This window comes from Mesorhizobium sp. YC-39 (genome assembly GCF_025753795.1).
Classification (GTDB): Bacteria; Pseudomonadota; Alphaproteobacteria; order Rhizobiales; family Rhizobiaceae; genus Mesorhizobium.
The window spans coordinates 23,491-43,100 of sequence record NZ_JAOWPS010000002.1; the positions used below are offsets into that span (position 1 = coordinate 23,491).

The following is a 19,610-nucleotide window of genomic DNA, read 5'->3' on the forward strand; positions in this document are numbered from 1 at the left end:
GATGACATCAGGCCGGCGCCGCACGACAAGACCTTTCCCGTGGCGCCGGTCGCTCTGGATCGCCTTCCTGCTGGCGCCGGCGCTCGTGGTGATGATGCTGTTCGTGCTCTGGCCGTTGCTGTCGGCCTTCCGTTTTGCTTTCTATGAGTTCAACGGATTACGGCCCTCCGGCTTCATCGGGCTGGAGAATTTCCGCCAGGTCCTGTTCGAGAAGCCGTTCAGCGACTGGACCTATAACGCCCTCAAGCACAACATCATCGCCTTCCTCGCCTTGATGGTCTTCGAGAACGGGACCGCCTTCCTAATCGCTTTCGCGCTTCTGAAGGCGTTGCCCGGGCATCGCGTGCATCAGGTCATCGTCTTTCTTCCGGTCGTTCTCTCGGCGGTCATTGTCGGCTTTCTCTGGAAGCTGTTCCTGCACCCGCTGTTTGGTCTGGTGAACCAGGCGCTGGCGCTGGTCGGCATTGGCGCCATACCGTGGCTGGGCAATGAATCGACCGCCTTGGGCAGCATCCTCTTCGCCAACATCTGGCACTGGCTTGGCTTCCCGACGCTGGTGCTGCTGGCCGGCATGCAGCGGATCAGCAAGGACGTGATCGAGGCGGCGCGCCTCGACGGCGCCGGCGACTATGTGCTGATGACGAAGATCGTCTGGCCGCTGATCGCGCCCAGTGTCACCATCGTCACCATCCTGACCTTCATCGGCAGCTTCAACTGGTTCGAGATTCCTTACGTCATGGCTGGCCTGACCGGCTCTCCGGGCGGTGCGACCGATGTGCTCGGCCTCTATTTCTACCGCACCGCTTTCGGCAGCACGACGACCGGCATCCAGGATTTCGGGCAAGGCAGCGCGCTCGCGGTCATGATGTTCATCATAGTCGCCGGCGTGACGGCAATCGCGCTTCGCTATCTGCGCCGCCGCGAGATCGAGCTGTGAACCAAGCCGCGAGTGCCGCAGCCAGGGCTGTGCCATGAAGGAGCGCGGCGAGCTGTTCAAGAACGGCGCCATTCAGCTCCTGCTGGCGCTCAATGCCGTCATCATGGTCTATCCGCTGTTCGTGATGGTGATCTCGTCGTTCAAGACGAATGCGGAGATCTTCTCCTCCCCTTTCGCCTTGCCGGCCAGCTTCTCACTGGCCAATGCCGAACGGGTCTGGAACGAGACCAATTTCGTTCGCTATCTGGCCAATTCCGTCGGCATCACCACGGCTGCGGTGGCGCTGATCCTGCTGTTCAGCACCATGGCCGCCTACGCGCTCGCCCGCTACCGCTTCAGGCTGAGCGCGCTGGTGCTGATGTTCTTCCTCAGCGGCATGACCGTGCCGCTGAAGCTGGCGATCATTCCACTGTTCATTCAGCTGGATTCGCTCGGACTGGTCGACAGCTATCTCGGCCTCGTGCTGGTCTATGTCGCGATGGGCATTCCATCGGCCGTCTTCATCATGACCGGGTTCCTGCGCACCTTGCCGCGCGAACTCGAGGAATCGGCGCGGATGGACGGCGCCAGCGAATTGCGCATCATGCGCTCGATCATGCTGCCGCTGGCGCGGCCGGCCCTGGTGATCGTGGCGATCCAGAACGCGGTTCCTATCTGGAACGATTTCTTCTTCCCGCTGGTGCTGATCACCTCCGACAATTTGAAGACACTGCCGCAGGGGCTGACGGTCTTCGTCGGCGAGTTCACCACCGACTGGGGCGTCCTGTTTACCGGGCTGACACTGGCGGCGCTGCCGATAACCCTGCTTTATGTCGTGCTGTCGAAGCAGTTCATATCGGGTATCACCCAAGGTGCAGTCAAATAGGGCGCGGTCAAATAGAGCGCCGTCAAACAGGGCAAGGAATTCGAGACGTGGCCAACCAGAACAAGATCATCATCACCTGTGCGGTAACGGGATCGATCCATACGCCGTCAATGTCGCCTCATCTGCCGGTGACCGCGCAGGAAATCGCGCAAGCCGCGATCGAGGCGGCCGAATCCGGCGCGGCCATCGTCCATCTTCATGCGCGCAATCCCGTCGATGGTCGGCCCGACCAGTCGACGGAAGCGTTCGCGCCTTTTCTGCAGGTGATCAAACAGCGCTCCGATTGCGTGGTCAACATCACCACCGGCGGCGCCGCGACCATGACCGTCGAGGAACGGGTCAAGCCGGCCGCGACCTTCGCCCCGGAAGTCGCCTCGCTGAACATGGGGTCGATGAATTTCGGCCTCTATCCGATACTGGAGCGGTTCAAGACATTCCAGCACGACTGGGAGCGGCCCTATCTCGAAGGCTCGCGCGACCGCATCTTCCGCAACACTTTCGGCGATATCGAGCATATCCTGCGGACCTGCGCGCAAAACGGCACTCGCTTCGAGATCGAATGCTACGACATCGGCCATCTCTATACGCTCGCCCATTTCGTCGAGCGCGGCCTGGTGAAGGCGCCTTTCTTCGTGCAGAGCGTCTTTGGCATATTGGGTGGCATCGGCGCCCACCCGGAAGACGTAGCGCATATGAAACGCACGGCTGACCGGCTGTTCGGCAAAGACTATCACTGGTCTGTCCTTGGCGCCGGCCGCAATCAACTCCCCATCGCCACACAGGCCATTGCGCTCGGCGGCAATGTCCGTGTCGGGCTCGAGGACTCGCTGTGGATCGGCAAGGGCCAGTTGGCAAAATCCAACGCCGATCAGGTGAGGAAAGTTCGCCAGATCATCGAGGGGCTCGGCGCCTCGGTCGCCACGCCTGACGAGGCGCGCCAAATCCTGCAGCTCAAAGGCGGCGACAAGGTCGCTTTCTGAACGGGAACTACCCGAAAATCTTCTCGCCCTGCTCGTCGACCAACTGGATGCCCTTCTTGATCGAGATATCGACGGCGTCGTCCAGCCCGGCAAAGCGGTCGGCGCGGATGAATCTGTGTTCCTTCAGCACGCCGTCGATCTCTTTCGAAACCACGCCGCAGGTCTGGTACTGGCCTTCCGCCTTGTAGGGCGTGGCGCTGATCAGGAATCCCTTGTGCTCGATCTGCTTCGCCGGCGCCGCACTTTTCGGTTCGCCAGCATCACTGCCACCACCGCCGCCGAAAAGACGTTTCAGAAAAGACATAGGGTATCCTCCAACGGCAATCACCCTGCACCACATAGCGCGGCGCAGGGTGATTTTCACTACCGTTCCTCAGCTGGACGAGCAAGGCCCGCATTAGAGCGACGTGCGTCCACTTGGACGCACAAAGTACGCTCTAACACTTTGTATCCGCGCATCGTGCTTCCGAAAATCGATTCCGATTTTCGGGCCGATGCGGCTGGCCGTCAGCGGCGCGATAGCGCCTCGAGCGCTTCAGCGGTGTCTTCCAGGATGCTCATCGCCTGGGCCTGTTTCTCTTCAGATGCGTCGACGATGTCGCTGAGCGCCGCGCGCAGGCGGTGGCGTACGGCGCGGAATTCGTCGCGCCTTTCCGAACGGCCGCGGCCGCGCCGCCCGCCGTCCTCGCCGTCGTCGTTCCAGCCGAACCAGTCGCGCGCCTTCGCCATCTTGCGGCCGAAGCGCTCGAGATGGTCGAGCACGTTGTCGATCATCTCGCGGTTTTCATTGAGATGGGCCTGCCCGGCCTCGGTGATCGAAAACACCTTCTTGTTGCCTTCTGCCGATGAGACGGCGTAGCCGGCCTCTTCCAGGAAGGTCAGCGTCGGATAGACCACGCCAGGACTTGGGCTGTAGACGCCGCTGGTGCGCTCCTCCAGCGCCTTGATAATGTCATAGCCGTGGCGTGGCGTCTCGGCCAGCAGCGACAGGGTGATCAGCTTGAGATCGCCGTCGGCCAGCATGCGCCCGGCGCGGAACATGTCGCCTGGCCCACCGCGTCCGCCACCGCGCATGCCATGGCCGAACGGGCCGAAGCCGCCACCACGGCCGCCGAACCTGCCGGCCATATGCATGAAGGCGCGCAAGGGATGCGCGTCGAAATGATGATGCCCGAAATTGTCATTTCTGTGCATCGTTTTCTCCTAAGTTATGTCTTACGATATATCTTAATTAGGGAGCAGCCTCAGCCAAGTCAAGATATATCTTACGATGTATCTGAAAACGACGCCAGCGGCATTGATATCATCGACAAGTCCAGCTAAGGGACGAGCGAGGGTCGAAGACCGCTCCGTAAGCGTCTGACGTCAAGCAACGCATCCATCCCGGTCTTTCCGGGCAGTTCAGCCGAGAAACCCGGCGAGCGGATGCCAATGCGACGGACCGGATACTTCAGGGAAAATCCCACATGATCATGACCCGCAAGCGCAGGAAGCTGCCTGCGCGCTACGCCGCTGTTCTCAGCCCGCTGGTGCTGTCGCTGCTGATGACCTTCATCGTCTCGTTCATCTCGACGCTGAAAAGCCTCGGTCTCCACCCTGCCCTGCCAGCCATCTGGCTGGCCGCCTGGGGCCTGTCCTGGCTGGTAGCGTTTCCGACGCTGCTGCTGGTGCTGCCGGTGGTGCGCCGCATCATCGGCTGGCTGTGCGAGTCTGCGGTCCCGTAGCCGGAGGGGCTCTACCAGCGCCCCTTGCGCCGGTTCCAGCCGTAGAGGAGATCGGCGAAGCGATCATAGCCAAAGCGCGTCAGCGGCAGCACGACAGGATTGCCGAACAGCGTTGCCAGCCAGCCCTCGCCCGGCGTGGCCTTCCAGACGGCAATAGCGACATCGGCGCCGACCAGCAGTCTGCCGTCGGCGTCGGTTGCATGCAGCCGGCGGCGGATGTCCTCAAGCGACACGCCGTAGCCGGCCAGTGCGGCGGGTTCGGCATTGATGTCGCGAAACGCGATGCGGCCGGCCTTGACCGTTTCGTTCAGCCGCCGCTTCTGCCTGCTAATGCCGGCATCGCAGACCGGACAGCGGGTGTTGTACCAGACGGTCAGCAGAGGCTTCGGCATATCAAAACGACCTAATGCATGTCGCGCAAAAGTGCGCAGCGGTTTTGCGATAACGACATGCATAAAAACAAGAACTTAAAGCGCGTCGCATGAATCCGTTCAAACGCGACGCAAACCACCCGGGACTATCCGGGAAACGCCGGTGCCCCGCAACAGGTCGCGCGACTGCACTGGTAGCGGGCGAGAAATCAGAATGCGTAGCCGAAACGCTCGATATCCCTGGAATAGAGCCGTCGGACGATGCTTCTGGCTTCGTCATCATAATGCGCGCGGTAGTCGAAAGGCGTGCTGGCGTTCGTCAGGGGAAGCTTTGTTTCGCCAGGCAGGTCGAGCCTGTCCACCACCATGTTGAACTCGTCGGCCAGCGTTTCGAAACGCAAGACCTCGTCGACGATCAGGTTTCCACGCCGGTCCGAAATCCAGCTCGTCTGATCCACACGTGCAAAGCGGTTCTTGCGTTCGAGATAGCGCAGGAACGTCTTGAAGTCCCAGTTCTGGGCCCGGTGACGCTGGTGGCGTGTCGTGCTTCTGCGCAAATGATGATAGTTGGAGACGGCCAGATCGAAGGGATTGCGCACCACGGCGAACTTGTAGGCGCCGTTATAGAGCGGATCGGGCAGCTTGCGCCGCACCCAGTCCGCTTTGTCGTGCTGTCTGAGCACGGCCTTTTCCGGCGTCTCGCGAACCGGCAGGTGCGACAAGAGGCGCCGCCACTGAGTCCGCTTCGGCTTCAGGCACCATGGTCTGAGCGCAAGCGTGATCGAGGTCCCGGCCGTCTTCGGGATGTGGATGAAAATGAAGTTCTTCTCGAGTGAGAGGAGCATTTTCCACTCATTAACGGCTGATATGGAGCCGTCAAGCAGCGCCCGATCCTCAATTGCCGGAAAAAATCTCCTTGTGCGTCATCCCTTACGAACCGACGGTCAGCGCTGCGAAGATTGGCATCGATTTTCGCTGCGCCGGACTGGCCGGCTCAGGTGCTTGAGTTTCCAATGCATGTCGCGCAAAAGCATGTCCTCGGGCTTGACCCCGTGGATGCGCAGCGGTTTTGCGATAACGACATGCACAAAAAACAAAACGTAAAGCGCGTCGCCTGATTCCGTTCAAACGCGACGCGCTTTGCGGCACCTCATCCGAGCGAAGCGATGATCTCGCGATAGGCAAATTCCGGGAAAGCCTTGAGCGTCCGCGTCTTCACGTTGCCGCCCGCCGCCAGGATCAGCGCGAAACGGGCGAGCACCGCGTCGTCCGGCGCCTCGACCACCGCCACCATGTCGCACTCGCCCATGGTCAGATAGAACGCCTTGAACGTGCCGCCCATGTCTCCCAGGAGCTTCTTGGCGGCATCGAGCCGCTTTGGCGAGTCGCGCACATTCTTGGCGCCCTGTTCCGTCCAGTTGATCAGCACGATGTAAGTCGTCATGGCACACCTCCCTCCGGGGCCACGGAGCACGGCAGCGGCCGTTCACGGCGACTTGCCGGGGCGGGCATCCGGGTTGTCGCCCAGAAATGCATCCGACGCGTGATTATCCTCCCATGGCAGGCGCGCCGCAAGCACAACCGCATCGTCCAGCAAACGTCGCTGCGCCATGAAAAAGGGCGCCATCGGCGCCCTTTGAAGTGCTCATATTCGTTGCCGGCCTCAGCTATCGAGGAAGCTCCTGAGCTTGCGCGAGCGGCTCGGGTGCTTGAGCTTGCGCAGCGCCTTGGCTTCGATCTGGCGGATACGCTCGCGGGTGACCGAGAACTGCTGGCCGACTTCCTCCAGCGTGTGGTCGGTGTTCATGCCGATGCCGAAGCGCATTCTGAGCACGCGCTCCTCGCGCGGCGTCAGCGAGGCCAGCACGCGTGTCGTCGTCTCGCGCAGATTGGCCTGGATCGCCGCGTCGATCGGCAGGATCGCCATCTTGTCCTCGATGAAATCGCCGAGATGCGAATCCTCCTCGTCGCCGACCGGCGTTTCGAGCGAGATCGGCTCCTTGGCGATCTTCAGCACCTTGCGCACTTTTTCCAGCGGCATGGCGAGCTTTTCCGCCAGTTCCTCCGGCGTCGGCTCGCGGCCGATCTCATGCAGCATCTGGCGCGAGGTGCGCACGATCTTGTTGATCGTCTCGATCATGTGCACCGGGATACGGATGGTGCGCGCCTGGTCGGCGATCGAGCGGGTGATCGCCTGCCGGATCCACCAGGTCGCGTAGGTCGAGAATTTGTAGCCGCGGCGGTATTCGAATTTGTCGACCGCCTTCATCAGGCCGATATTGCCTTCCTGGATCAGGTCGAGGAACTGCAGGCCGCGATTGGTGTATTTCTTGGCGATGGAAATGACGAGGCGCAGATTTGCCTCCACCATCTCCTTCTTGGCGATGGCTGCTTCGCGCTCGCCCTTCTGCACCTGGTTGACGATCTTGCGGAATTCCAGGATCGAGATCGCCGTTTCGGTGGCGAGGTTCTGGATTTCGGCGCGCAGGTCGCGGATCGCATCCTTCTCGTTCTTGGTGAATTCCTTCCAGCCGCGCGAGGTCAGGTTGCCGATCGAGCGCGTCCAGTTCGGGTCGAGCTCCGAGCCCTGATATTCCTTCAGGAACTCCTCGCGACGCACGCCGTAGCTTTCGGCGAGCCTGAGCAGCTTGCCCTCGTTCTGCACCAGGCGCTTGTTGATGTCGTAGAGCTGCTCGACCAGCGCCTCGATGCGCGCCGTGTTCAAGGACAGCGACTTGACCGCCTTGATGAGCTGGTCCTTCAGCTCCTTCAGCCGGCGATCCTGGCTGGGCGACAGCGTGCCTGCGGCGGCCAGCCGGTTCTCGACCTGCTGGTCCTGCAGCTTGCGCAACTTCTTGTAGGTGTCGGCGATGACGTCGAGCGTCTCCATCACCTGCGGACGCAGCTCGGCTTCCATCGCCGCCAGCGACAGGCTGGCCTCGTCCTCGTCTTCCTCGTCGTCGTCAGTCAGGCCGCGCGTGTCGCCGCCGACATTGGTGATGTCGTCTTCGTCCTCGCGTGAGGCACGGCGTGGCTTCTCCTCGACCTTGGGAGCTTCCTCGATACGCTCGACCACCGGCGCCTGCTTGGCTTCGGGGCCGGCATAGGTCGCCTCGAGATCGATGATCTCGCGCAAAAGGATCTTGGATTCGTTGAGCTCGTCGCGCCAGATGATGATGGCCTGGAAGGTCAGCGGGCTTTCGCACAGGCCCGCGATCATCGTCTCACGGCCGGCCTCGATGCGCTTGGCAATCGCGATTTCGCCCTCGCGCGACAAAAGCTCGACCGAGCCCATCTCGCGCAGATACATGCGAACCGGATCGTCGGTGCGGTCGGTCGGCTCTTTCTTGGTGGTGGTCGCGGCAACCGCGGTGCCGGTCTGCTCGGCCAGTTCGTTGGCGTCTTCCTCGGCGTCGGCAGCCGCATCAGCGGCTTCGGGCTCCTCGCCCTGCTCGTCGTCCTCGACCACGTTGATGCCCATGTCGGAGAGCATGGCCATCGTGTCCTCGATCTGCTCGGAAGTGACTTCCTCCGAGGGCAGCACCGAATTCAGTTCGTCCATAGTGACGTAGCCGCGCTTCTTGGCGGCCTTGATCATCTTCTTGACAGCATCATCGGAAAGGTCGAGCAGAGGGCCATCGGTGGCGCCTTCACGTTCGGTCTCGACCTCTTCCTTTTCCTTTGTCGCCATTCTTTATCGTCTCCAAGCGGCTGAGTATCTAAGCCGCGTAAGCTGCCGGGCCGGTCAAATCGTATGCGCTCGCTTCAAACGCACTTCACCGGGCCAGTAACCGCATCAAGTCTTTGTTTTTATGCATGCTGTACCCCAAAACCGGTTTCCACTTTTGGGCCTCATGCATTAAGTCCAGATTAACCCTGATATCTGTGGCAGGCCGGCGGCCTGTCCAGTGACCAGTACCTAACATCGCTCATTTCCCGTCGACGCCGGGCACGGGTTAACGTTTCGAATCGTCCTGATTCCGCCATTCTGCAAGAAGGTCAAGCGCCTCTCGCATGATTCGCATGAAAAAAGCGAATCAATTACCCGACTTAGAGGCGTCGATTCGACGCGCCGCCCATTTCCACTTCATTCCTTGCGCAGGTTTTACCTATGCGCGTCCAGCCCTGCCCGAGGACACGCCGAACCCTTCGATCAGCGCTTCCGTTGCTTGTACATCGTTGAATTGCGCCTGAATCTCGAGCAGATGCCGGAAGTTTTCGTCCGAGGGATCCTGATCGAGCGCTGCCTGCGCCTGTTTCAGCTCTCTATGTAAGGTGCGCGCGCTGCGCTGCAAGTGCAGCGCCTGGTTGAAGGCATCCCGAGCATCGTCAAGTCCCGCGCTTTCCAGCGCCGGCCATTGCCGCGCGCGTTTGATTAGCGCCACCGCGCGTTCCCAGATATCGCCGCAGCCGGCCCGCTCGATTGTCGCGATGACCGCATTGCGGTCGTCGGCCATGTCATGCGCCATCGCATCGAGGATTGCCGCGTGCAGCCGCCTCAGCTCGGTGTTGGCCAGATCGAGAAATTCGACATGCGCGAAATTCTCGTCGATCAGCGCCGGGTGGTTGACCAGCGCCACGATGATCGTCGCCTCGCGCACCGACATGCCCTCCGCACCGCGCCTGACCAGCGCCGACTGGCCGAGGCTTTCAGTAATCGCCATGCGGCCGCCACCGCCCTTGGCGAACTGTCCGCCCGGCGCAGCTGCCTTGCCTTGGCCTGATCGCCCTTCATGGCGGCCTTGCCGGGAGCCGCGCTGTGCGCCGAAGAAGCTCAGCACCCGCTCGCGCATCTCCTGTTGATAGTGATAGCGCAGGCTTTCGTCGCGGATGCGGCTGGTCAGTTCGCGCAGCGTCTTCTCAAGCTCCGCCCGCCGTTCCGGCGTATCGAATACGCCGCCCGCCGTCTCGCGCATCCACAACAGGTCGACCAGTGGCCGCGCGTCGGCCAGTACGGCACGGAATGCATCCGGCCCTTCGGCCTTGACCAGATCGTCGGGATCCTTACCTTCCGGCAGCAGCGCAAAGCGCGCCGAGCGGCCGGCCTGCACCGACGGCAGCGCCATATCCGCGCCCCGCCATGCCGCCTTCAGCCCGGCCTTGTCACCATCGAAGCACAGCACAGGCTCGGGCGCCATGCGCCACAACAGCTCGAGCTGGTTTTCGGTGAGCGCGGTGCCTAGCGGCGCAACGACATTCTCGAAACCGGCCTGCGCCAGCGCGATGACATCCATATAGCCTTCGACGGCGATCACCGTGCCGCCTTTGGCGAGCGCTTTGCGCGCGCGAGCGAAATTGTAGAGCACATTGCCCTTGTGGAACAGTTCGGTGTCGGGCGAATTCATGTATTTGGCCAGCGCATCCGGCGCCAGCGCCCGCCCGCCAAAGGCGATGATCTTGCCCCTGGAATCGGGGATCGGAAACATGATGCGGTCGCGGAACCAGTCGTAGGAGACCGGAATGTCGTCGCCATGGCGTACCAACCCGCAGGCCTCGATATCGGCCTTGGGAACGCCCTTGGCGGCAAGATGCTCCTTCAGCGCATTGCGGCTATCCGGCGCATAGCCGAGGCGAAACGACTGCTGCGTCGCCGGCGTCAGCCCGCGCTCTCGCAGATAGGCACGGGCCTTTGCGCCCTCCGGCCCTTGCAGGCGCTCCTGGAAGAAGGCGGTCGCCATTTCCATGACATCGGTCAGGCTGGCGCGTTCCTTCTCGCGCCGTTCCTCCTGGGCATCGCGCACCGGCATCGGCACACCTGCCATGTCGGCGATCTTCTCGACCGCTTCGGGAAAGCTCATCCCGTCGAGCTCGGTCAGGAACTTGAAATGATCGCCCGAAACCGAGCAGCCGAAGCAGTGATAGCGGCCCTTCTTGTCCTCGCAATGGAAGGACGGGCTCTTCTCGCCATGGAAGGGACAGCACGCCCAATAATCGCCGCGCGGCGCGTTGGTCTTCTTCCTGTCCCACGCGACGCGCTGGCCGATAACCGATGAAATCGGCACGCGGTCGCGTATCTCGTCAAGGAAGGCGGGCGGAAAGCGCATGGGGAACGGCTCGTTTCCCCTCCATATAATCATACCGGCGAAGCCCGACGACCCCTATTGCCGGCCATACCCGTTTTTCACAGGGCAAAAAAGCAAGGCGACCGTTGCAGGCCGCCTTGCTTCATCATTCCAGCAAGATGCCAGCCTGTTACTGTACGGCGATGGCGCCGAAGATGATGCCGGAGAGGACGCCGACCAGCACGTAGTCGTTACCGACGCGGATCCATTCCTGGCCGCGGCCCGGACGATGCAGGCCATAGCGACCATAGTCGCGGATCGGCTGATGGCGCTTCCAGCTGGAATATTTCTGGCCGTTGCGCCAATGGCTCCGCTTCACGACGACCTTCTTCTTCACGACCCGCTTCCTGACATCGACGTGCTTGCCGGGCTTCTTCCAGTCGACCTGGCTGTAGTTCGACTGCGAAGCATTCGGCGCATTGAGCGGCGCTGCCTGGCCCGTCAGGGACGTGGCGGCCAGCATCGAGAGGGCGACTGTGGAAAGAATTATGCGTTTCATGATGAGTACTCCTGGGTTGTCGATGCCCAAGGAGTAGCGCCCGAAAAATGAACCGAAACTGAATAGGCAGATTACGTTTTTGTAATGATTTCCTATGTTTACAACACCTAATTCAACACTCTTATCAACCCGGATCCGAAACCTGCCGCCCGCACTCGACCGAGCGGGCTGCGCAAGGCGGCAGGCGATGCAACCATTTTGTCATCCATTCATTTCCGACACGCCCTGTCGCGCGCCGGCCGCCGCCCAAATCGGGCAAAAATTATTACCCGGCTAATCGTAATCAGAGTAATCTCGGCCTTTGCAATGTCCATGATTCGAACCCTCGTCCGCCCGTTTGCCATCACGATGCCCGTGCCGTTGGTGCCCGTCGGATTGCCGAGGCCGGCATGAGCGGCTCCGTCGTCCTCTTGCATCTTGCCGGCGCGGTGGCGCTGATGCTGTTTGCCACCCGCATGGTGAAGACCGGCGTCGAGCGCGCCTATGGCGATGTACTGCGCCACAGGCTGCGCGCCACCATGCGCAATCCCTTTATGGCGGTCCTGGCCGGCTGCGGCCTGTCGATCGCGTTGCAAAGCTCCACCGCTGTCACCTTGCTGGTCGGCTCTTTCGCAGGCGCCGGCATCGTCAGCGGCATGTCGGGCCAGCTTGCCGTGCGCGGCGCCGAGATCGGCTCGGCGCTGGTGGTCAAGCTGCTCACCTTTGATCTCACGCTGCTGGTGCCGATCTGCCTTGTCGCAGGCACCATCATGTTCATGGCCACCGAGCGGCGCGACTGGCGCCAGTTCGGCCGCATCCTGGTCGGCATCGGCCTGCTTGTCCTGTCGCTGGAGATGATCGGCCAGGCGTCGGAGCCGTTGCGCCAGAGCACGCTGATGCCGGTCATCGTCAACTACTTCTCCGGCGACCCTGTCACCGCCTATCTGCTGGCCGCACTGGTCACCTGGCTGTTCCATTCCTCGATCGCCGCGGTTCTGCTGATGGTCACCCTTGCCGGCCGTGGCTTCATCCCGCCCGAACTCGGCATCGTGCTGGTGCTGGGCGTCAATCTCGGCTCGTCGATCATCGCGCCGCTGCTCACCCGCAATGCGGAACCGGGTGTGCGCGTCGTGCCGATCGGCAATCTCTTGATGCGCGGCATGGGCTCACTGGTCATGCTCATCCTGTTCCTGTCGCTCAAGCCGCCGGTCGCCTTTCTCGGCGCCACCGTGCCCGACCAGATTGTCAACGGCCACATCCTGTTCAATGTCCTGATCCTGCTCGCCGGCCTGCCGCTGGCCGGTCTCATCTACCGCGCCTCGGAGAAGATCGTCGCGCTGGGCACCAAGTCGGCGCCGGCCGAAGGGCTCGAAATCATCGAGCTGTCGGCGCTCAACGACAGCGCCCTCGACACGCCGAGCCAGGCACTGGCCAATGCCACCCGCGAGGTGGTGCGGGTTTGCGAGACGGTCGAGATCATGCTGAAACGCATCATCGAGCTTTACGAGAGCGCCGACGCCGGCAAGATCAAGGCGCTGGCCGCGCTCGACGATCGCGTCGACAAAAAACACGCGGCGATAAAGCTCTATCTCGCCAAGGTTACCAAGAACCCGCTCTCCGAGGACGAAGCGTTGCGCTGCCAGGAGTTGATCGGCGCCTGCGTCAAGCTCGAACAGGTCGGCGACATCATCGTGCGCAACATGCTGGTGCATGTCAGGAAAAAGCTCGAGCGCGGGCTGGAATTCACGCCCGAAGGCTGGCGCGAGCTCTCCGCCTTCCATGCCTCGGTGCTCGCCAATGCGCGGCTCGCTTTCAACGTGCTGGTGTCGCGCGACGCCGAAACCGCCCGCCAACTCGTGCTGGAAAAGGACCGGCTGCGCGACCGCGAGAAGGAGACCAGCGCCAGCCATTTTGTGCGGCTGCGCGACGGCAGCGCCAAGAGCGTCGAGACCAGCTCGATCCACCTCGACACGATCCGCGACTTGAAGCAGATCAACTCGCTGCTCGCCTCGATGGCCTATCCCGTGCTGGAAGAACGCGGCCTGCTTGGCGGCTCGCGGCTGAAGGCGGGCTGATCAAGAAAACCTAAAGCGGCCTCGACAATTTCTGCATTGCCCGCGGCTCTTATCCGTGATTTGAGGTCAACTCATTTCAGGATCGCTTTTCCGCGTCATGCTGCCCCTCTTTGCCCTGTTCTTTGCCGCCTTCGCCTTCGGCACCACCGAGTTCGTCATTGCCGGCGTGCTGCCGCAAGTGGCGCAAGGCCTTGGCGTTTCGGTTCCGACTGCCGGCTATCTCGTCTCCGGCTATGCCGGCGGCATAGCCATCGGCGGCCCCCTATTGGCCCTTGCCACCAACAGCATTTCACGCAAGGCCCTGCTGCTCGCTCTCGCCATCGCTTTCACCATCGGCCAGGCCGCCTGCGCGCTGGCGCCCGACTTTTCATCCATGCTGCTTTTGCGCATTGCCGTGGCCGTGGCGCATGGCGCCTATTTCGGTGTCGCCATGGTGGTTGCGGTCGGCCTCGTTCCCGAGGACAGGCGCGGCATGGCCGTGGCGGTCATCCTGTCCGGCCTTACCGTCTCCAACGTCATCGGCGTGCCGGCCGGCACCGCGATCGGCACTCTCTGGGGCTGGCGAGCCACCTTCTGGGTCATGGGCGCCCTCGGCGTGGTGGCGACCTTGGCCATGCTGGCGCTTTTGCCGCGCACGGCAGGCGCATCGAACCGGCCGGCAGGCCTGGCCCGCGAGGTGCGCGTTCTGGCCCGCCAGCAGGTCTGGACCTCGCTCATTCTGATGCTGATGTTGATGATCGGCCAGTTCACACTGTTCACCTACATCACGCCGACATTGCTTGAAGTCACCGGTCTCGACGAGAGTCTGGTCCCCTGGGTGCTGCTGTTCAACGGCGTCGGCGCCACGATTGGCGTCTTCCTCGGCGGCAAGCTTGCCGACTGGAAGCTGATGCCATCGCTGATCACCATGCTTTTCCTGCAGGCGGCCACGCTTGCCATCATCTACGCCGTCAGCCCCTATCCCGTGCCGATGATCGTCTCGATCGTCATCTGGGGTGGCCTCAGCTTCGCCATCGGCACGCCGATCCAGACCCGTATCCTGACCTGGACCGCGGACGCCTCCAACCTTGCCTCCTCGCTGATCCCGTCCGGCTTCAATGTCGGCATCGCGCTGGCCGCATCCTTGGGGGCCGCCATGCTCAATGCCGGCTACGGCTATCGCAGCCTGCCGGTGGTCGGCGCAATCGCCATGCTGGTCGCGGTGGCGGTCGCGCTCGCCTCGCATATTTCGGAATGGCGCAGCAACGCCGCCCCGCCGCTGTCGGCCGCGGCCGAATAGGCTACCCGTGCCAGCGCAGCAGGCGCATGGCGTTGGCGGTCACCAGCACGGTAGCGCCGGTATCGGCTAGGATCGCCGGCCACAGCCCGGCGATGCCGGATCGCCGCGTCGGCCGTCTCCGACGCCACATCCGTACCTCCACCCATGGCAATGCCGATGTCGGCGACGGCCGGCGCATCGTTGATGCCGTCGCCGACCTTCGCGGCCTTCAGCCCTTGCCGCTGCAATCCCCCGACTATGGACGGCAGGACCGTCGGCGATCAAGCGCCGGTTTGACGATTTCGACCATGAGTCATGCTCCGCTGCCCTACCCACGAGGGGCGGCGCAAAGAACCCTGCTGCAGCAGGCCCCCTACTGCAGCAGACCTTTGACGATGCCGCTGGCCTTGCCGAAATCCATCTGGCCGGCATATTTCTGCTTCAGCGCGGCGATCACCTTGCCCATGTCCTTCTGGCTGGTCGCACCGGTCGCGGCGATCGCCTCGCGGGCGGCGGCCGTGATGGCGGCGTCGTCCAGTTGCGTCGGCAGGAAGCCGCGGATGATTTCCATCTCGCCGCGCTCCTGCGCGGCGAGTTCTGGCCGCTTGCCGTCTTCGAAGGCCTTGGCCGATTCCTCGCGCTGCTTCACCATCTTGGCCAGGATCTGCAGGATCTCCTCGTCGCTGGCCGGCTCCTTGCCGGCGCCGCGATTGGCGATGTCGCGATCGTGGATGGCGGCCTGGATCAGCCGCAGAGTCGGCAGCCGGTGCTTGTCCTGCGCCTTCATCGCGCTCTTCAGGGATTCGGCGATTTTTGCGCGCATCATACTTTCTCCTTCGAACGCGGCGGAACATAGCCTCGCCGAAAGCACAAGGCAAATTCCGATGAGGCCGGCAAGCCACTGATATTGTTTGACGAAATAAATCGATGCCGGTCACTGGCTGTATGATTGACCGTTCTGGCGCCTTCCCTTATGTACTCGGCCTTGCATAAGACAATGAATTGATGCGCGGAGGCTCGAGAAATCGCTGCCGCGCTGTTTGCTGCGCACCGCACGCAGCCTTTAGGAGTGCCGCCATGGCGACGATGACCGCCCCTTGGGCCACCGAGAAACCCACCGCCTTGCTTGTGCTGGCCGACGGCACCGTCATCGAGGGCCGCGGCCTTGGCGCTACCGGATCGGCCGTCGCCGAAGTCTGCTTCAACACCGCACTGACCGGCTACCAGGAAATCCTCACCGACCCCTCCTATGCCGGCCAGATCGTCACCTTCACCTTCCCGCATATCGGCAATATCGGCACCAATGACGAGGACATCGAGGACCTCAATCCGGTCGCCCGCACCGGCGCTGTCGGCGCCGTGTTCAAGGCCGACGTCACCAACCCGTCCAATTACCGTGCCGGAGCCGGTCTCGATCAGTGGCTGAAGAAGCGCGGCATCGTCGCGTTGTCGGGCATCGATACCCGCGCACTGACCGCGCTGATCCGTGAAAAGGGCATGCCCAACGCCGTCATCGCGCATGCGCCCGACGGCGTCTTCGACCTCGACGATCTGAAGCGTCGCGCCGCCGCGTGGTCCGGCCTGGTCGGGCTCGATCTGGCCAAGGAAGTCACGTCGGGGCAGTCGTCGGTCTGGCGCGAGACGCCCTGGGTCTGGAACGACGGCTTTGGCGATCAGGCCGAACCGTCGATGCATGTCGTGGCCATCGACTACGGCGTCAAGCGAAACATATTGCGCCTGCTTGCCGGTCTCGGCGCCAAGGTCACCGTGGTGCCAGCCAAGACCGGCGCCGAGGAGATCCTCGCCATGCAGCCGGACGGCATCTTTCTGTCGAACGGTCCCGGCGATCCGGAAGCCACCGGCGATTATGCCGTGCCGGTCATCCAGGATCTGTTGAAGACCGACATCCCGGTGTTCGGCATCTGCCTCGGCCACCAGATGCTGGCGCTGGCGCTGGGCGGCAGCACCCAGAAGATGCATCAGGGCCATCACGGCGCCAACCATCCGGTCAAGGACCACACCACAGGCAAGGTCGAGATCGTCTCGATGAACCACGGCTTCGCCGTCGATGCCGACTCGCTGCCCGAGGGCGTCGAGGAAACCCATGTCTCGCTGTTCGACGGCTCGAACTGCGGCATCGCACTGACCGGGAGGCCTGTCTTCTCGGTCCAGCATCATCCCGAAGCCTCGCCCGGCCCGCAGGACTCGCACTATCTGTTCCGCCGCTTCGTCAACCTCATCCGCGAGAAGCGCGGCGAGGAATTGTTGGCGGAGCGGGCTTAGCGGCAGACCAGCCGGGCGGTGGAAGGACCGAAGCCAGCTTCGGTTTTCCGCGCGCCGCGCCGTTCAAGCCGTGTCAGTCACCGCTTCCTGCGCATGCATGCGCTCGGCTTCCTTCGGCGTCGGCTTGGCCACTTTCGTGACGAAGACGATGAGCGCCAGCGTCATGAAAATCGCGCCGAGCAGATAGGGTGCGCCACCGAAGGTCACCGGCGCGTTAGGCCCCGTAAACCAGGAAAAGATCGCCGTATAGAGCAGCGGCGTGATGATCGAGGTGATCGAGAAGATCGACGTCATCGCGCCCTGGAGTTCGCCTTGCGCCGAAGGCGGCACTTTGGCGGCAGCGAGGCTCCTGAGCGGCGGATCGGCCAACGCTTCGAGACAGCCGAAGACGATGACAGCATAGATCATCCAGCCTTGCCAGGCGAAGGCGTAGCCGAAGGCACTGAGTGCGGTAAACGCCAGACCGATTGCTGCCGTCTTCCATTCGCCAAGCCTGGGAATGACGCGCGGCAGGACTGTCGCCATGACGATCGCCCCGCACAGGCCGAAGGCGCCGAGCGAGAAGCCGATCTGCTGTTCGCTCCAGCCATAGCGGTAATTGGAGACGAACGACCAGACCGCCGGATACATCATGTGCCCCAGCGTCATCAGGAAGAAGACGAGCCCGATCCAGCCGATGCCTTGGTAGTTGCGCATCTGGATGAGCGTACCGACCGGGTTCGCGCGTTTCCACTCGAAGCGGCGACGGTGCTTGTCATCGAGCGTTTCCGGCAAGAAAAACAGCGCGATTAGGAAGTTCACGAAAGCAAGCCCGGCAGCGAAATAGAACGGCACGCGCGGCCCGAACGTGCCGAGCAATCCGCCCAGGACCGGCCCGATGACGAAGCCGACGCCGAAGGCGATGCCAAGCAAGCCGAAATTCTTCGCTCGGTTCTCGTCGGTCGAGATGTCGGCGATGAATGCGGATGTCGTGGAATAGCTGGCGCCGGAAATGCCGGCCAGCACGCGCCCGATGAACAGCATCGGGTAGGACCAGGCGATGGCGCAGATCAGATTGTCGATGGAAAAGGTGAGCACGGAGGCAAGCAGTATCGGCCGCCGTCCGAACCGGTCGCTCAACCCGCCCATGACAGGTGCAAAAACGAACTGCATCGCCGCATAGGCGAATAACAGCCAGCCGCCTTCGATCGCCGCTTCGCTGACGCCGACGCCGGTCAACTCCCTGAGATAGACCGGCAGCACCGGCATGATCATGCCGAAGCCGATTATGTCGAGCAGCAGCGTGGTAAAAACGAGCGCAAGGCCCCGCCTGGCGGTTTTGGGATCGATCATGATGATATCTCCTCGGGCCGCCCCGGGGCGAAGGCGGACGCACCTTATAGGCGAGCCCGCTCTTCGGAACAATAAGGGAACAACTGCAACTGCCTCATCCTGACATCAGTTGCCGTCGTCACCTGCTGATACCTACTGGACGGTAAAACGGAGGTTTCTTGGCGTCAGATCGGGTTGTTGAACGTATCGCAATCCGAGAGCTTGCCGCTCTTGTAACCGCGCGCCAGCCAGGTCTGCCGCTGCTGCGAGGTGCCATGGTTGAAGCTTTCCGGCACGACGTAGCCCTGCATCTTCTTTTGCATCGTGTCATCGCCGATCTGCTGGGCGGCGTTCAGCGCCTCCTGGATGTCACCCTGTTCAAGAAGGCCTTTCTGTGCGGTGAAATGCGCCCAGACGCCGGCGAAGCAGTCGGCCTGCAGTTCGACCTGCATCGACATATGGTTGGCTTCGGCCTCGCCCATCTGCTGGCGCATCTGGTTGAACTTGGGCAGGATGCCGGTGAGATTCTGGACATGATGGCCGACCTCATGCGCGATCACATAGGCCTGCGCGAAATCGCCCGAAGCGCCGAATTGCCGGTCGAGTTGCTGGAAGAAGGTGGTGTCGAGATAGACCTTGTGGTCGCCGGGGCAGTAGAACGGACCGGCCGCCGAAGAGGCGAAGCCGCAGGCCGAACGGATCTGCCCGCTGAACAGGACCAGCTTCGGATCCTCATAGGTCAGGCCCTCGGCCTGGAAAATGCCGGTCCAGGTGTCCTCGGTCTCGGCCAGCACCGTCGAGACGAACTGCTTCATCTCGTCGGAGGCCGGCGCACCTGTGCCACCGCCCTGCTCGCCGCTATTGTCGGTGATCTGGCCACCACCGCCCGGCATCAAGTCGCCGCCGCCGTTCAGTATCTGCATGGGATTGATGCCGAAAACACCCCACGCAATCAGGGCAATCACGCCGAGGATAATGAGGCTCGACAACGACATGCGGCCGCCACTGCTGCCGCCGACTGGAATGCGGAACTGACCGGGACTGCCGCCGCCGAATCCACCGCCCTGGCCGCGTTGATCCTCGACATTGTCACTCTGACGACGGCCCTTCCAGAGCATGGCAAATCCTTATGACGCACGTTTCCGGTCCATCGGGCGGTGATCAAGCCCAATCCCGTCAGACAATAATTATCCCAATGATGGTCCCAAGTCACAGCATTTCTCACGTTGGAAAACATGCGACGGGCCCCGCCGCTCTGTCCAAGAC

General features: G+C 62.4%; 19 protein-coding genes and 1 pseudogene. 7 read left to right on the forward strand and 13 right to left on the reverse strand.

Annotation, left to right across the window (positions count from 1 at the left end):
• Position 1: 1 nt before the first annotated feature.
• The 3 genes from OHD62_RS09535 to OHD62_RS09545 are packed head-to-tail and all read left to right on the forward strand — an operon-like array spanning position 2 to position 2,782.
• Entirely contained in the window at positions 2–937 is a 936-nt protein-coding gene (locus OHD62_RS09535; protein ID WP_263782369.1) for a carbohydrate ABC transporter permease, read from the forward strand.
• Between the two features lie 34 nt (positions 938–971).
• On the forward strand, positions 972–1,802 hold the full coding sequence (locus tag OHD62_RS09540) for a carbohydrate ABC transporter permease (RefSeq protein ID WP_263782370.1): 831 nt from the start codon (positions 972–974) through the stop codon (positions 1,800–1,802).
• 47 nt (positions 1,803–1,849) lie between these two features.
• Complete coding sequence (locus OHD62_RS09545) at positions 1,850–2,782, forward strand: 3-keto-5-aminohexanoate cleavage protein (protein ID WP_263782371.1); 933 nt, start codon at positions 1,850–1,852, stop codon at positions 2,780–2,782.
• Positions 2,783–2,789: 7 nt separating this feature from the next.
• Here OHD62_RS09545 and OHD62_RS09550 read toward each other — a convergent pair whose 3' ends face one another.
• Positions 2,790–3,086, reverse strand: a complete 297-nt coding sequence (locus OHD62_RS09550; protein WP_263782372.1) for an HlyU family transcriptional regulator — start codon at positions 3,084–3,086, stop codon at positions 2,790–2,792.
• A gap of 203 nt (positions 3,087–3,289) precedes the next feature.
• A complete protein-coding gene (locus OHD62_RS09555) occupies positions 3,290–3,976 on the reverse strand; it encodes a PadR family transcriptional regulator (protein ID WP_263782373.1) in 687 nt (228 codons plus the stop codon).
• A 272-nt stretch (positions 3,977–4,248) separates the two neighbouring features.
• On the opposite strand from OHD62_RS09555, the gene OHD62_RS09560 reads away from it, so the two are divergent.
• A complete protein-coding gene (locus OHD62_RS09560) occupies positions 4,249–4,506 on the forward strand; it encodes a DUF2798 domain-containing protein (protein WP_263782374.1) in 258 nt (85 codons plus the stop codon).
• 11 nt (positions 4,507–4,517) lie between these two features.
• Here OHD62_RS09560 and OHD62_RS09565 read toward each other — a convergent pair whose 3' ends face one another.
• The 7 genes from OHD62_RS09565 to OHD62_RS09595 form a co-directional block, all read right to left on the reverse strand.
• A complete protein-coding gene (locus OHD62_RS09565) occupies positions 4,518–4,898 on the reverse strand; it encodes a thiol-disulfide oxidoreductase DCC family protein (protein WP_263782375.1) in 381 nt (126 codons plus the stop codon).
• A gap of 188 nt (positions 4,899–5,086) precedes the next feature.
• Positions 5,087–5,722, reverse strand: coding sequence for a sulfotransferase family protein (locus OHD62_RS09570; RefSeq protein WP_263782376.1), 636 nt, complete (start codon positions 5,720–5,722; stop codon positions 5,087–5,089).
• A gap of 305 nt (positions 5,723–6,027) precedes the next feature.
• Complete coding sequence (locus tag OHD62_RS09575; RefSeq protein ID WP_008877544.1) at positions 6,028–6,321, reverse strand: GYD domain-containing protein; 294 nt, start codon at positions 6,319–6,321, stop codon at positions 6,028–6,030.
• 42 nt (positions 6,322–6,363) lie between these two features.
• Positions 6,364–6,504, reverse strand: a complete 141-nt coding sequence (locus OHD62_RS09580) for a hypothetical protein (protein ID WP_263782377.1) — start codon at positions 6,502–6,504, stop codon at positions 6,364–6,366.
• 36 nt (positions 6,505–6,540) lie between these two features.
• On the reverse strand, positions 6,541–8,568 hold the full coding sequence (gene rpoD, locus OHD62_RS09585; protein WP_263782378.1) for an RNA polymerase sigma factor RpoD: 2,028 nt from the start codon (positions 8,566–8,568) through the stop codon (positions 6,541–6,543).
• 418 nt (positions 8,569–8,986) lie between these two features.
• Positions 8,987–10,921 carry a DNA primase gene (gene dnaG, locus OHD62_RS09590; RefSeq protein WP_263782379.1) on the reverse strand — a complete coding sequence of 645 codons (1,935 nt, stop codon included), beginning with the start codon at positions 10,919–10,921 and terminating at the stop codon, positions 8,987–8,989.
• A 148-nt stretch (positions 10,922–11,069) separates the two neighbouring features.
• Positions 11,070–11,438 carry an RcnB family protein gene (locus OHD62_RS09595; protein ID WP_263782380.1) on the reverse strand — a complete coding sequence of 123 codons (369 nt, stop codon included), beginning with the start codon at positions 11,436–11,438 and terminating at the stop codon, positions 11,070–11,072.
• A gap of 389 nt (positions 11,439–11,827) precedes the next feature.
• Here OHD62_RS09595 and OHD62_RS09600 point away from each other — a divergent pair, with 389 nt between their 5' ends.
• Together OHD62_RS09600 and OHD62_RS09605 are read left to right on the forward strand one after the other, a co-directional pair.
• Positions 11,828–13,492: a Na/Pi cotransporter family protein gene (locus OHD62_RS09600; protein ID WP_263782381.1), complete on the forward strand. Its 1,665-nt coding sequence runs from the start codon at positions 11,828–11,830 to the stop codon at positions 13,490–13,492.
• 97 nt (positions 13,493–13,589) lie between these two features.
• Positions 13,590–14,771, forward strand: a complete 1,182-nt coding sequence (locus tag OHD62_RS09605; RefSeq protein WP_263782382.1) for an MFS transporter — start codon at positions 13,590–13,592, stop codon at positions 14,769–14,771.
• Between the two features lies 1 nt (position 14,772).
• Here the strand turns inward: OHD62_RS09605 and OHD62_RS35610 are convergent.
• Together OHD62_RS35610 and OHD62_RS09615 are read right to left on the reverse strand one after the other, a co-directional pair.
• Positions 14,773–15,010, reverse strand: a pseudogene (locus tag OHD62_RS35610) (heavy metal translocating P-type ATPase); the annotation flags it as partial.
• A gap of 113 nt (positions 15,011–15,123) precedes the next feature.
• Positions 15,124–15,573, reverse strand: coding sequence for a GatB/YqeY domain-containing protein (locus tag OHD62_RS09615; RefSeq protein ID WP_263782383.1), 450 nt, complete (start codon positions 15,571–15,573; stop codon positions 15,124–15,126).
• 254 nt (positions 15,574–15,827) lie between these two features.
• Here OHD62_RS09615 and carA point away from each other — a divergent pair, with 254 nt between their 5' ends.
• Positions 15,828–17,033: a glutamine-hydrolyzing carbamoyl-phosphate synthase small subunit gene (gene carA / locus OHD62_RS09620; protein ID WP_263782384.1), complete on the forward strand. Its 1,206-nt coding sequence runs from the start codon at positions 15,828–15,830 to the stop codon at positions 17,031–17,033.
• A gap of 63 nt (positions 17,034–17,096) precedes the next feature.
• Here the strand turns inward: carA and OHD62_RS09625 are convergent, their stop codons facing one another.
• Positions 17,097–18,365, reverse strand: a complete 1,269-nt coding sequence (locus OHD62_RS09625; RefSeq protein WP_263782385.1) for a TCR/Tet family MFS transporter — start codon at positions 18,363–18,365, stop codon at positions 17,097–17,099.
• A gap of 164 nt (positions 18,366–18,529) precedes the next feature.
• Positions 18,530–19,462 carry a neutral zinc metallopeptidase gene (locus OHD62_RS09630; protein WP_263782386.1) on the reverse strand — a complete coding sequence of 311 codons (933 nt, stop codon included), beginning with the start codon at positions 19,460–19,462 and terminating at the stop codon, positions 18,530–18,532.
• Positions 19,463–19,610 lie beyond the last annotated feature (148 nt).